This window comes from Streptomyces sp. NBC_01450 (assembly GCF_036227505.1).
In the GTDB taxonomy this organism is placed as follows: Bacteria; Actinomycetota; Actinomycetes; order Streptomycetales; family Streptomycetaceae; genus Streptomyces.
Genome location: NZ_CP109480.1, coordinates 2751420 through 2763123 on the forward strand (window position 1 = coordinate 2751420; position 11704 = coordinate 2763123).

At 71.8% G+C, this 11704-nt stretch carries 11 protein-coding genes; 8 read left to right on the plus strand and 3 right to left on the minus strand.

Annotated features, from left to right (window positions below):
* Positions 1–52 precede the first annotated feature (52 nt).
* Positions 53–850, plus strand: a complete 798-nt coding sequence (locus OG568_RS12580; RefSeq protein ID WP_329531537.1) for an SDR family NAD(P)-dependent oxidoreductase — start codon at positions 53–55, stop codon at positions 848–850.
* A gap of 35 nt (positions 851–885) precedes the next feature.
* On the opposite strand, the gene OG568_RS12585 is transcribed toward OG568_RS12580, so the two are convergent.
* The gene (locus OG568_RS12585) at positions 886–2460 is read right to left on the minus strand and encodes an IucA/IucC family protein (protein WP_443077625.1); all 1575 of its coding nucleotides are present in this window, start codon (positions 2458–2460) and stop codon (positions 886–888) included.
* Between the two features lie 86 nt (positions 2461–2546).
* Here OG568_RS12585 and OG568_RS12590 point away from each other — a divergent pair, with 86 nt between their 5' ends.
* From OG568_RS12590 to OG568_RS12600, 3 genes are all read left to right on the plus strand, one after another.
* Entirely contained in the window at positions 2547–4043 is a 1497-nt protein-coding gene (locus tag OG568_RS12590; protein WP_329531539.1) for an IucA/IucC family protein, read from the plus strand.
* Positions 4044–4127: 84 nt separating this feature from the next.
* On the plus strand, positions 4128–5393 hold the full coding sequence (locus tag OG568_RS12595; protein ID WP_266429021.1) for a VWA domain-containing protein: 1266 nt from the start codon (positions 4128–4130) through the stop codon (positions 5391–5393).
* Positions 5393–6208: a hypothetical protein gene (locus OG568_RS12600; RefSeq protein ID WP_329531540.1), complete on the plus strand. Its 816-nt coding sequence runs from the start codon at positions 5393–5395 to the stop codon at positions 6206–6208. The genes OG568_RS12595 and OG568_RS12600 overlap by 1 nt, the downstream gene beginning before the upstream one ends.
* A gap of 113 nt (positions 6209–6321) precedes the next feature.
* On the opposite strand, the gene OG568_RS12605 is transcribed toward OG568_RS12600, so the two are convergent.
* Complete coding sequence (locus OG568_RS12605; RefSeq protein ID WP_329531541.1) at positions 6322–6957, minus strand: winged helix-turn-helix transcriptional regulator; 636 nt, start codon at positions 6955–6957, stop codon at positions 6322–6324.
* A gap of 82 nt (positions 6958–7039) precedes the next feature.
* Between OG568_RS12605 and OG568_RS12610 the strand changes: the two genes are divergently transcribed.
* The 3 genes from OG568_RS12610 to OG568_RS12620 all read left to right on the plus strand — a co-directional run bounded on the left by OG568_RS12610 (position 7040) and on the right by OG568_RS12620 (position 9629).
* On the plus strand, positions 7040–8248 hold the full coding sequence (locus OG568_RS12610; RefSeq protein WP_329531542.1) for a pyridoxal phosphate-dependent aminotransferase: 1209 nt from the start codon (positions 7040–7042) through the stop codon (positions 8246–8248).
* A 90-nt stretch (positions 8249–8338) separates the two neighbouring features.
* A complete protein-coding gene (locus tag OG568_RS12615) occupies positions 8339–8938 on the plus strand; it encodes a histidine phosphatase family protein (protein WP_329531543.1) in 600 nt (199 codons plus the stop codon).
* Positions 8939–8999: 61 nt separating this feature from the next.
* The gene (locus OG568_RS12620) at positions 9000–9629 is read left to right on the plus strand and encodes a hypothetical protein (protein ID WP_329531544.1); all 630 of its coding nucleotides are present in this window, start codon (positions 9000–9002) and stop codon (positions 9627–9629) included.
* Between the two features lie 46 nt (positions 9630–9675).
* Here the strand turns inward: OG568_RS12620 and OG568_RS12625 are convergent, their stop codons facing one another.
* A complete protein-coding gene (locus OG568_RS12625; protein ID WP_266587228.1) occupies positions 9676–10077 on the minus strand; it encodes a winged helix-turn-helix transcriptional regulator in 402 nt (133 codons plus the stop codon).
* Between the two features lie 193 nt (positions 10078–10270).
* Here OG568_RS12625 and OG568_RS12630 point away from each other — a divergent pair, with 193 nt between their 5' ends.
* Positions 10271–11677 (plus strand): MFS transporter, encoded by a 1407-nt coding sequence (locus OG568_RS12630; protein ID WP_329536340.1) that lies wholly within the window; start codon positions 10271–10273, stop codon positions 11675–11677.
* The last annotated feature ends 27 nt before the right edge of the window (positions 11678–11704 follow it).

The following is an 11704-nucleotide window of genomic DNA, read 5'->3' on the forward strand; positions in this document are numbered from 1 at the left end:
ATTCCGACAATTGAGGCACACGCTGACGATCCGCAGAACGGGAGTCCCCTCCATGACGCAGCTCGACCTCACCGGCTCGACCGCACTGGTGACCGGTTCCACGCAAGGCATCGGCGAGGCCATCGTCATCGGGCTGGCCCGGGCGGGCGCACGCGTGGCGGTGAACGGGCGGACCCCGGCGACCGTCACCGCGGCCGTCGAGCACATCCGCGCCACCGTGCCGGGCGCCGACGTCGTGCCCGTCGTGGCGGACGCCGCCTCCGACGACGGCGCCCAGCACATCAAGGACGCCCTGGAGAACGTCGACATCCTGGTCAACAACCTCGGCATCTTCGGCGCACGGCCCGCTCTGGAGATCACCGACGACGAATGGCGGCACTACTTCGAGGTGAACGTGCTCGCCGCTGTCCGGCTCACCCGCATGTACCTGCCCGGCATGATCGACCGCGGCTTCGGACGCGTCCAGTACATCGCCAGCGACTCCGCCGTCGTCACACCCGTCGAGATGATCCACTACGGAATGACCAAGACCGCGCTCCTCGCCGTCTCACGTGGCTTCGCCAAGCAGGCTTCCGGCAGCGGGGTGACCGTCAACTCCGTTCTCGCCGGGCCCACTCACACCAAGGGTGTGGAGGAATTCGTCTACCAACTCGTCGACGCCGGCCTCCCCTGGGACGAAGCCCAGCGCGCCTTCATGCGGGAGCACCGGCCGCAGTCCCTGCTCGAGAGGCTCATCGAGCCGGAAGAGATCGCCAACATGGTCGTCTACCTCAGCTCACCCCTGGCCTCCGCGACCACCGGTGGCGCCCTCCGCGTCGACGGCGGCTACATCGACTCCATCACCCCGTAGAGCCCCCATAGAGCCCCCGTAGAACCCGTCTCGCGCTACACGCGGGCCAGTGGGTTGGGCAGCGGCAGATAGCGGGCGTCGGCGCCGTCCGCGCCCGTCCAGCGGAGCAGGAGGTTCGTCTTGCCGGGGAGCCAGGGCGCGGCGAGCAGCTCCGTGATCTCGGCCGTGATCCCGGGGAGGCCGTGCCGGGTCAGCTCGGTCCGTACGGCGGGCCACGGATCCCAGCCCGGGTGGTCCTCGGCCAGCAGCGCGGCGAGTTCCGTCACGTTGTTGACGATCAGGCAGTAGACCAGCCGCTCCCATCCCGCCGCCCGGTCCACGTCCTGGAGCAGCTTCACTCCCTCCGCGTCCCGGAACAGAGCCTGTACGGGGATTCCGTCGGCGTCCACCGCGACCAGGGTGTTCTGCAGGTGCGCCTCGATGACGACACCGTGGCGCGCGAAGGCCTCGAGGACCGGCGGCACGACCTGACGCAGATACGCCGTCCACCAGGCGGACGGGTCGGTGAGACCGTCGAGGGGGCTGCCCTCGAAGCCCTCGACGAGTGCGGCGGCCAGGAGCGGGGTCGCGCCGGGGACGACGTGCTCGCGCAGGCCGTCGCGGACGAGGACGGCGAGTTCCTCGAAGGCGAAGTCGGCGGTGCGGTAGCTGCGGTCGCTCAGCCAGGCGGCGCCCGCGTCGGTCCGCCCGCCCGGGCTCGTGGTCGCGAAGGCGGCGGTTGTGGCCTCGTCCGTGCGGCGCAGTTTCAGCAGGTCGTGGCGCCACAGTCGACGGATGTCGTTGGTGATGCGCACGTCGAGGCTGAACTTGACGAAGACGTCGTCCTCGGGGGCGTACAGCGTGCGGATGGCGGCCGTCGGCCACAGCGGGCGCGCGGTGCGGCCCAGGCGGATCAGCCGGCCGTCCGCGAAGGCCTCCTGGATCTCCGGGCGGGCGCCGACCAGGTCGAGCTGCCAGGGGTGGGCCAAGAGCAGCCGGTAGCCCTCCGGGGCCGGTCCGAAGTCGTCGAGCGCCGAGGTGTCGCCCTCCTCGACGACCGCGTCCTCGCGCACGCCGAGCAGTTCCACCGGGAAGCCGGCGTACGCCTCGGGCGCGTACGGCAGCCAGTCGGCGACGGGGCCGCCACCGCGCGCCTTGGGAGCGGGGTGGTACGGGTGCCCGGTGATCAGGGACTGCTCGGAGCGGAGGTACGGGTCCGTGGGCGGCGTCGCGCGCAGTCGGGCGGCGAGCAGAGCGGCCACCGCGTCCCGGCTGTCGATCATCTCGGCGGGCAGCTCGGGGTTGGACAGACCGGTGAAGCCGCGCAGTTCCTCGCCGGTGAGCTTGACCAGCTCGGCGTGGGTGAGCCGGTGCCAGGACCCGTCGGCGTACACCTCGGGCGCCGCGGGCCGGCGCCTCCCCCGCACCCGCAGCAGCCGCCCACTGGAACGGAGCCGGAACACACCGGAGCCCTCGGCGGCCCGGCCGGGGTCCTCGGCGGGTTCCCCCACCTCCCGCAGCAGACAATTGAGCAGCGGCGCGGCGGCGTACGCGTCGGCGGCCTCTTCTATTTCACTGTCGCCCCTGACGAGCGGGGGGAGCATGGGGGGCATGGAGTCCACGCGATCCATTCATTCCATACGGTGCACTGGTGATCAGTATGTCTGTCGGCGCGGGCGACCGCGACGCACAGTCCCCGTACCCAAGGAGCCCGACCGTGCACCGTCCCCCCACGCCCGACGCCGAGGCAGCGCTCGCCGACGAGCTGAGCGCCGTACGCCCCGCCCTCTCGGCGCCGTACGCGGCCGGGCTCCCCGGCGCCCGGGCGGCCGTGCTGACACGTCTGTGGCGTGCGCTGGCGTATGAGCCGATGCCGTGGATCGCGCGCCGGGAGCCGGGGGCCGACGGGCTCACGCTCCACCTCGCCGACGGCCGGCGGCTGCACGGCCCGCGCCCGGACCCGTACGCGAGCGCCGCGTACGTCACCGAGGTCCGGCTGGACGACACGGCGTACGACCGTCCGGCGCTGCTCATGACGGCGCTCGCCGTCCCCCACGCCGCGGACTTCGCGGCCGAACTCGACCACAGCGTCGCCTCGTTGGCCCTCTCGCGCGCCGGCCAGCCCGCCACCGACCGGGAGCCCCTGACCGGCTGGGAGTGGGAGCAGCGAGTGGTCGACGGGCACCCGTACCACCCCAACTGCCGTTCGCGTCCCGGCTTCTCCGTGGCCGAGCAGCTCGCGTACGGGCCGGAGCACCGGCCGGTGGTGGAACTGGGCCTGGTGGCCGTCGACGACTGTCTCGTCCGGGGCGAGTGGCCCAAGTGGCTGCGGGACGAGGACCGTTTCCTGATCCCGGTCCACCCCTGGCAGACGGCGCACGTGCTGCGTACCGCGCCCCAGGACGTCGTCTCCGCGCACCCGTTGATGTCGCTGCGCACCCTCGCCCTGCCCGACGGGCCGCACGTCAAGACCGCGCTGAGTGCCCGGCTGACCTCGTCCGTGCGGGACATCTCGGTCTACTCGATCGAGACGTCGGCGACGGTGTCGGCGTTCGCGGAGGACATGGCGGCCCGCACGGACGGCCTGCTGCACGTCACCCGCACCCTGGGCGCCGTCACGGCTCGCTCCCCCGAGCTGGCGGCGGTGCTGCGCGAGTCCCCCGACGCGTACGCGAACCCGGGCGAGCGCGTCCTGCCGGTGGCCGCCCTCGTGACCACCGGACTGCCCCGATCGGCCGGCTGGCTGGCCGACTTCACCCGCCTCGCGCTCACCGTCTGTCTGCGGCTGCTCGACCAGGGGGTGGCGCTGGAGGCGCACGGCCAGAACCTCCTGGTCGTGCTGTCCGCCACCGGCGCCCCGGTCCGGCTCGTCTACCGCGATCTGGCCGACATCCGCGTGAGCCCGGCCCGGCTGGCCCGGCACGGCATCCCGGCGCCCGCACTGTCCGGACGGATCGTCACGGACGACGAGACCACCCTGCGCCGCAAGATGTTCGGCTCGCTGATCGGCGGCACGCTGGGCGCGACAGCGGGATCCTCGGTGGCGCTGCGGGAGGCCCTGGCGACGGCCGTACGGGACCTGCCGCGCACCCCGGACCTGACAGCGCTGCTCGAAGAACCGCTGCCGACCAAGGCATTGACCCTGATGCGGCTGTCTCCGGAGACCCCCGGGGACAGTTGGGCACGGCTTCCCAACCCGTTCACCGCGTCCTAGCCCTGGGTTCACCGTCCCCGGTTCGGAGTTCATCGTTCGAAGATCGTTTTGAAGCCCGGCACCTTTGATCAATAGGATCCGTCGATGATCACAAGACAACGGCTGGCGGCAGGAGTCTGCGCCCTGCTCGCCGCCCTGACGGCCGGGATCGCCTTCCCGACCGGAGCGGTCGCCGACGAAACGGCGGAGCAGGCCGCTCCCAAGGTCGAACTCGTGCTGGACGTCAGCGGTTCGATGCGGGCGCGCGACATCGACGGCGGGTCGCGCATGTCCGCGGCGAAGCAGGCGTTCAACGAGGTGCTCGACGCGACACCCGAGGAGGTCCAGCTCGGTATACGGACCCTCGGCGCCAACTACCGAGGCAACGACCGCAAGACAGGCTGCAAGGACACCGCCCAGCTCTACCCGGTGGGCACGCTCGACCGCACCGAGGCCAAGACCGCCGTCGCGACGCTCACGCCCACCGGCTGGACGCCGATCGGTCCCGCGCTGCTCAAGGCGGCCGACGACCTCGACGGCGGCAAGGGCACCCGGCGGATCGTGCTCATCAGCGACGGCGAGGACACCTGCCAGCCGCTCGACCCGTGCGAGGTGGCCCGCGAGATCGCCGCCAAGGGCATCGGGCTCACCATCGACACCCTCGGGCTCGTGCCCGACGCCAAGACCCGCGACCAGCTCAGCTGCATCGCGGACGCGACCGGCGGCACGTACACCTCGGTCCAGCACAAGGAAGAACTCACCGACCGCGTCGGTCAGTTGGTCGAGCGCGCCGCCGACCCGGTGGTGACCCCGGTCGCCGTGGAGGGCACCACCGCCTGCACGAGCGCCCCGGCGCTGAAGTCCGGGCTGTACACGGACCGTGAGGAGTTCGGGCAGCACCGCTTCTACCGCGTGGACGTCAAGCCCGGCCAGGAGCTGCGCGCCTCGGTGAGCGTCGCGGCCGACCGCGAGGTCAACCCCGACTACGGGGTGTTGCTGCGCGCGGTCACCGTGCACGGACGTGAGATCGTGCGCGGCGAGGCGGCGGGCAACGGCCGTACCGACGTCATCTCGACGGGTCTGCGCTATCCGAAGGCCGAGAGCGACGACGAGAACGCCCCCGCCGAGACCGTGTGTCTGCAGGTGTCCAACTCCTTCTCGGCGGCGAGCGGCGTGAAGACCACACCGGGCATGCCGGTGGAGCTGACGGTCGACGTCGTGGACGGGCCGGACCAGGCGAGCGACGTGGCCTCCTTCGGCCTCGGCCGCGGCTGGTGGCTGCTCGGCGCCCTCGTGCTCACCGGCTTCCTGGCGGGTGTGCTGTGGGGCTGGATCTCGCGCCTGCGGATCGCGGTCTGGAGGACCAACTGATGCGTATCAGAAGAGGTTTGAGCGCTGCCCTGCTGCTGCTCGGGATCGCCGCGGCGCCCGCCGCGGCCGACTCCTCGCCCTCCGCGAGTCCGTCGGACGGCAGCAGCGCGCCCACCCAGGCCGGTACGTCGTTCCGTACGGCGACCGAGATCAAGCAGGGCCAGCAGGCCACCGCCAGCGGGTCCACGGGCGACTACCTGTACTGGTCGTTCCCCGCGGACGCCGGGCAGCGGCCCACCGTGAAGGCGACGGTGAAGCTGCCGGAGGCCTCCACGCGGCACGCCGGCCAGACCTGGCAGCTCGACGTCTACGACGGACTGCGGCGCCGCCAGGCCTGCCAGTACGGGGCACAGACACGGACGGCGGCGCAGGACGCGGCCACCGTGGAGCTGGCCTGCACCCTGCGCACGGTCCGTTCCTGGTCGGAGACCTGGGCCAACGACCCACTGCCGGGCACGTACTACGTCCGGCTGACCGTCACCGGGCTCCAGGCCTCCGACCTGGGTCTGCCCGTCGACGCCGAGGTCGAGGTCGGCTCCAAGGACATCGGCGGTGCGGCGGCGGTGGACGGTTCGCTGGCGAAGCCGCTGGTGCCGGGCATCGCGACGAGCGCCGAGAAGTCCGACTCCGACTCCGGTTCGTCGACGGCCGCGCTGTCGTCCATCGAGCCCGACGACGGCTGGGCCTCCGGCTGGTGGTCCGACCGCTGGGTGTGGACCGCGATCGGCGGCATCCTCGCGGCGCTCGCGGGTATCGGCGGGTATGCGCTGACCCGGGGGTCGGGACGGCCTTCCCGGGTGCCGCCGGGTGTCTAGGCACACGTAGGCACACGTAGGCACACGTGACGGAGCCATGACGGCTCCTGATGGCGAAGGCCCGCCGTGCCCCCTCGGCACGGCGGGCCTCGTCCCCCGTCCGCGCACCGGCGTCACTCCCCGCGCAGCACCTTCGCGAGGGTGCTCTCCCCCGTGACCTCGATCCGTCCAGCGCGTACCGCATCCGGCACGGTCGAGATCCCGCGGCTCACCTCCGTGCAGGTCTCGGTGTCGAGGCGCAGCCGCACGTCCGGCTCCTGCGGGGCAGGCCCGTCCCCGTACACGGGCCCCTCCTCGGCGCCCAGCCACACATGGAACTCCCCCTCGTCCAGCCGGACTTCGACGAGCCCTTCGCCGCCCTCCCCCGCCAGGCCCCGCAGCAGCGGCAGCGCGAACCAGTGCGCCCGTACGGCGTCCGTGGCCCCGCGCTCGCCCAGCGAGGGCGCCCCCCACTCGCTCAGCGCCTGCAGCACGGGCAGCAACTCCCGGCCCCGGCCGGTGAGTTCGTAGACGTACGCGGCACCCGGCGGCGGCAGCCGGCGCCGGGTCGTCAGTCCGTCGCGTTCCATGTCCTTGAGCCGGGAGGCGAGGACGTCCGTGCTCACTCCCGGCAGATCCGCGTGCAGATCGGTGTAGCGGCGCGGGCCGCCGAGCAGCTCGCGGACGATCAGGAGGGTCCAGCGGTCACCGACGGCGTCGAGCGCGCGGGCCGCGGAACAGTACTGGTCGTAGCTTCGGCGAGGTGACATGCGACGCAGTCTAGACATGTTGTTGGACTTTCCAAGCACTCACTTGGTAAAACCAAGCAACACCACGAACCGGAGGACACGCATGGAGTTCCGGCAGTCGAGCAAGCTCAGCGAGGTCTGTTACGAGATCCGCGGCCCGGTGATCGAGCAGGCCGACGCACTGGAGGCGGCGGGCCACAGCGTGCTGCGTCTCAACACCGGAAACCCCGCGGCCTTCGGTTTCGAGGCGCCGGAGGAGATCCTCCAGGACATGATCCGGATGCTGCCGCAGGCGCACGGCTACACCGACTCGCGCGGCATCCTCTCCGCCCGCCGCGCCGTCGCCCAGCGCTACCAGGAACGAGGCCTGGAGGTCGACGTGGACGACGTCTTCCTCGGCAACGGCGTCTCCGAACTGGTCTCCATGGCGGTCCAGGCGCTGGTCGAGGACGGCGACGAAGTCCTCATCCCCGCCCCGGACTTCCCCCTCTGGACGGCCGTCACGACCCTCGCGGGCGGCAAGGCGGTCCACTACCTCTGCGACGAACAGTCCGACTGGTACCCGGACCTGGCCGACATGGAGTCGAAGATCACCGACCGCACCCGCGCGGTCGTCATCATCAACCCCAACAACCCGACCGGCGCGGTCTATCCCCAGGAGGTCATCGAGGGCATTCTCGACCTCGCCCGCCGGCACGGCCTGATGGTCTTCGCGGACGAGATCTACGACCAGATCCTGTACGACGACGCGGTCCACCACTCGGCCGCGGCGCTCGCCCCCGACCTGGTGGTCCTCACCTTCTGCGGCCTGTCCAAGACGTATCGCGTGGCGGGCTTCCGCTCGGGCTGGCTGGTGGTGACGGGCCCCAAGCAGCACGCCCGCAACTATCTGGAAGGCCTGACCATGCTGGCCTCCATGCGGCTGTGCCCCAACGCGCCCGCCCAGTACGCCATCCAGGCCGCGCTCGGCGGCCGCCAGTCCATCCACGAGCTGACCGCGCCCGGCGGCCGCCTCTATGAACAGCGCAACCGGGTCTGGGAGAAGCTCAACGAGATCCCGGGCGTCTCCTGCGTCAAGCCCAAGGGCGCGCTGTACGCCTTCCCGCGCATCGACCCCGAGGTCCACAAGATCCACGACGACGAGAAGTTCGTCCTGGACCTCCTCCTCCGCGAGAAGATCCAGGTCGTCCAGGGCACCGGCTTCAACTGGCCCCGCCCCGACCACTTCCGCATCCTCACCCTCCCGCACGCCGACGACCTGGACGCGGCGATCAGCCGGATCGGGCGGTTCCTGGGCGGGTATCGGCAGTAGAGCCGCCGTATGGCGCACTCCGACCTGCGGGCCGCCGGGGGCGATGACACCGTACGGAAGGAGTGACAGGACCGGAGAAGGGTGTCTGCGATGGGTGACCTGCTCCTCGTGCGGCACGGCGAGACCGAGTGGTCCCTGTCCGGGCGGCACACCGGGTCGACCGACATCCCGCTGACGGAGAACGGTCGCGAGCAGGCCGAGCGGCTGGCCCCGCTGATCGCCTCGCACCGCATCGCGGCGGCGTTCGTGAGCCCGATGCGGCGGGCCCTGGAGACGGCGCGGCTGGCCGGGGTCGAGGGGGCGCGGGTGGACGCGGACCTGTGCGAGTGGGACTACGGCGGGTACGAAGGCGTCACGACCGTGGCGATCCACCGGACCCGGCCCGACTGGTTCCTGTTCGACGACGGTGTCGCGCCGGGGCCGCCGGAGCATCCCGGGGAGAGCCCGGAGCAGATCGGAGCACGGGCGGAGCGGATGCTCGCCAAGGTCGACGCGGCGCTCGCCGAGGCGGAGGGCAGTGTCGTCCTCTTCTCCCACGGGCACTTTCTGCGGGTGCTGACCGCGCGGCGGCTGGGGCTGCGGGCTTCGGACGGCGCGTTGTTCCAGCTCGCCACCGGGACGGTGAGCCGGCTGAGCACCGAGCATCGGCGGCATGTCGTCGCGGGCTGGAATGTCAGACCCCCGTCGTAGTCTTCGACTGCGCGCTCGGCCACCGACAACCGGCGGCTGACGCACGGAGAGGGGAACCGTCATGACACGACCGCCGACCGTCGCGCAGCGGCGGGTCATCGATGCGGCGGATCCGGTGACCGGGCGGTTGAAGGGGACGGACGCACAGCTCACCGCGCTGGTGAAGCGGGGGCTGGCCTTCCGGCATCCGCGGCCGCCGCACGACCACTTTCTGACGCCCGCCGGGCACCGGACACGGGAGACGCCCGAGCCGCCGACGGCCCCTGAGACTCCCGCCGCCCCCTCCGACTCGGGCGTGTTCGCCGCGCGGATCGGTGGCGAGGAGGGCCCCGCCGGCGGACCCTCTCGGCTGCGGGAGGTGCACAGTGCCTGGCAAGGGCTGCTGGAGCTGCGGCGGATGACCAGCCGGGACGGGGCCGTGGACCGTCCGTGCGGGTGGGAGCGTACGCATCTGGTGCAGGCCGCCGCGCTCGCCCTGGAGGCCGCCGGGCACCGCCCCGCGGCGGCGGAAGGGCCCGGCTATCGGGTGCGGGCGACTCCGCAGCCGGAGGCCGTCGCCGTGCGCGAGCCGGACGCCGAGGCACTGCGGGCCTGTGCGGCCACGCTGGAGAAGGCGGGCTGGCAGGTCGGCGAGCACACGGAGCCGCGTACGGGAGCGCGGTATGTGCTCGCCTCACCCCGGCGGGCCTGACGGCCCTTCTCCGCGACCGCCGGCGGCATGATCCGTCGGACAGGCTCTAGGCGTCCAGAAGCTCCGGGCTGTGCTGGGCGTCGTAGGCCGCGCGTGACTCGGCGATCGTGACGCGGTGCCGCTCGGCCCAGTCCGTCAGCGACAGCAGGGTGGCATGCAACTCGTGGGCCACCGGGGTGAGTTCGTACTCGACCTTGGGCGGGACCGTCGGGTGGACGGTCCGGGTGAGAAGTCCGTCGCGCTCCAGATTGCGCAGCGTCAGGGTGAGCATGCGGCGGCTGATGCCGTCGATGCTGCGCTCCAGTTCGGTGAAGCGGATCGGGCCGTGTGCCGCGGCCACGATGATCTGCACACTCCATTTCCCGGCGACCCTGTCAAGAACCTCGCGGACCGGGCACGCCTGCGCGTGCACGACCTGCGGGGTAACACCGGTGTTCCCTTGGGACATTGAGTTGCCTCCTTATGCCGATCTCCATGGTTACTCACGATGTACCCCGTTACAAGTCGTGCACCTATGGAAACACATCGCCTACCTGGAGGTCGTCGTCATGCCGTCCCGGACCGAGTCACCGGCCGAGCCGCCGCTCCCCCGAACGTACTCCCGCTGGTCCTCGCTCGTGGTCCTGTGCGCGGGCACCCTGATGACGGTCCTGGACGGGAACATCGTCACCGTCGCGATGCCCGCGATCCAGCGTGATCTGGGGTTCTCGGGGCCCGGGCTCGCCTGGGTGGTGAACGCGTATCTGATCCCGTTCGGCGGACTGCTGCTGCTCGTGGGCCGGCTCGGTGACCTCGTGGGGCGCAGGCGGATGTTCACCGCCGGGCTCGCGGTGTTCACGGCGGCGTCCGTGCTGTGCGGGCTCGCCACCGGCCGGGGCCTGCTGGTCACGGCCCGCGCGCTGCAGGGTGTCGGCGGGGCGATGACCTCGGCCGTCGTCCTCGGCATGCTGGTCGCGCTCTTCCCCGAACCGCGTGAACAGGCCCGAGCCATCGCGGTGTTCAGCGCTGTCGGCGCGGCGGGCGGAGCGCTCGGCACGTTCCTCGGCGGGGCGCTGACCCAGACGGTCGGCTGGCACTGGATCTTTCTGATCAACCTGCCGATCGGAGTGGTGGCGTGGGTCGCCGCGATCCGGATCCTCGCCCCGGAGGAGGGCGCCGGGCTCGGCAAGGGCGCCGACTATCAGGGCGCGGCGCTGGTCACGGGTGCGCTGATGCTGACGGTGTACACGATCGTCGGTGCCGGCGACCGGGCTGTGGGTACCACGCTCACCCTGGCCGTGGTCGCTCTCGGCCTCTACGTCGGCTTCGTCCTGCGTCAGGCGCGGGCCGCGCGTCCGCTGCTGCGGTTGCGGCTCTTCCGCTCCCGCGCCCTGAGCGGTGCGAACGGGGTGCAGATCATGATGGTCGCGGGCATGTTCGGCTTCCAGTACATCGGCGCGCTCTACCTCCAACGCGTCCTCGGGTACAGCGAGTTGGCCACCGGCACCGCGTTCCTTCCGGCGCCGATCGCGATCGGGGTGCTGATGCTGACCTTGTCCGCGAGGACGATCGCCCGGTTCGGACCGTACCGCGTACTGCTCGCCGGGCTCGTTCTCATCACCGGCGGCATGGCCCTGCTGAGCCGGGTCCCGGCCGACGGCTCGTACGTCGCCGACGTACTGCCGGCGATGCTGCTGCTCGCCGTCGGCTTCGCGGCCGCGATGCCCGCGGTGACGGGGCTCGCCATGACGGGCACCCGGGAGGAGGACGCGGGGCTGGCCTCCGGGCTCTTCAACACCACGCAGGTGGTGGGTGGTTCGCTGGGGCTGGCCGTGCTGACGACGTTGGCGGCGAGTCGTACGGAGCGTCTGACCGGCGGGGGCGAGGGGGCCGTGGCGGCCACGGCGGAGGGTTACCGGCTGGCGTTCACGGTGGCCGCGGGGATCGCGATGGTGGCCCTGGTCCTGGCGGCGGCGATCCTGCGGCCGGAACGGGGACACGTCCCGCACGTCTCCACCGCTAGGCCCGAGCCCTCGATGACGCGCCTTTCCCCTCGTGACCGGTCCTGACCAGGACTGCCGGCCCAGCCCCTGCCC

What these genes read in the sequence shown, in the direction of transcription:
- OG568_RS12580 (WP_329531537.1), top strand. Translation starts at nt 53, where the DNA reads ATGACGCAGCTCGACCTCACCGGCTCGACCGCACTGGTGACCGGTTCC.
- OG568_RS12585 (WP_443077625.1), bottom strand. Translation starts at nt 2,460, where the DNA reads ATGGATCGCGTGGACTCCATGCCCCCCATGCTCCCCCCGCTCGTCAGG.
- OG568_RS12595 (WP_266429021.1), top strand. Translation starts at nt 4,128, where the DNA reads ATGATCACAAGACAACGGCTGGCGGCAGGAGTCTGCGCCCTGCTCGCC.
- OG568_RS12600 (WP_329531540.1), top strand. Translation starts at nt 5,393, where the DNA reads ATGCGTATCAGAAGAGGTTTGAGCGCTGCCCTGCTGCTGCTCGGGATC.
- OG568_RS12605 (WP_329531541.1), bottom strand. Translation starts at nt 6,957, where the DNA reads ATGTCACCTCGCCGAAGCTACGACCAGTACTGTTCCGCGGCCCGCGCG.
- OG568_RS12610 (WP_329531542.1), top strand. Translation starts at nt 7,040, where the DNA reads ATGGAGTTCCGGCAGTCGAGCAAGCTCAGCGAGGTCTGTTACGAGATC.
- OG568_RS12615 (WP_329531543.1), top strand. Translation starts at nt 8,339, where the DNA reads ATGGGTGACCTGCTCCTCGTGCGGCACGGCGAGACCGAGTGGTCCCTG.
- OG568_RS12620 (WP_329531544.1), top strand. Translation starts at nt 9,000, where the DNA reads ATGACACGACCGCCGACCGTCGCGCAGCGGCGGGTCATCGATGCGGCG.
- OG568_RS12625 (WP_266587228.1), bottom strand. Translation starts at nt 10,077, where the DNA reads ATGTCCCAAGGGAACACCGGTGTTACCCCGCAGGTCGTGCACGCGCAG.
- OG568_RS12630 (WP_329536340.1), top strand. Translation starts at nt 10,271, where the DNA reads ATGACGGTCCTGGACGGGAACATCGTCACCGTCGCGATGCCCGCGATC.